1 pseudogene is annotated in these 314 nt (G+C 52.2%); it reads right to left on the reverse strand.

The features are described 5' to 3' along the window. Positions 1–314, reverse strand: a pseudogene (locus DW917_RS18050) (hypothetical protein); the annotation flags it as partial.

A 314-nucleotide genomic window follows, 5' to 3' on the forward strand; every position in this document is an offset into this window, starting at 1 on the left:
AAGGTCATCGCCATCTCATACGATGCACTCTTTGCCTTGCCGTTTGCCGTTATCAGACGGTTTAGTTCGTCATAGGTATAGGTATGGCTGAAGGCACCGCCCAGCTGGGACTTGCCGCCAGCCTTCGCAGGGTCTATGACATTGGTGATGCCCAGGATATTATCCACAGCATCATACTGGTACCTGTTCTCCATCACAGTCTGACCGTCCGCTGTAAGGTTCATCACCTGCAGACGCTCACGCTGCTTGTCGTAGGTATAGGTAGTCTCCGTGCCATTACCGAGTTTCGTATAGACCGTATGACCCTCCTTGTC

It is taken from the genome of Prevotella sp. AM42-24 (assembly GCF_003461825.1).
GTDB classification, from domain to species: Bacteria; Bacteroidota; Bacteroidia; order Bacteroidales; family Bacteroidaceae; genus Prevotella; species Prevotella hominis.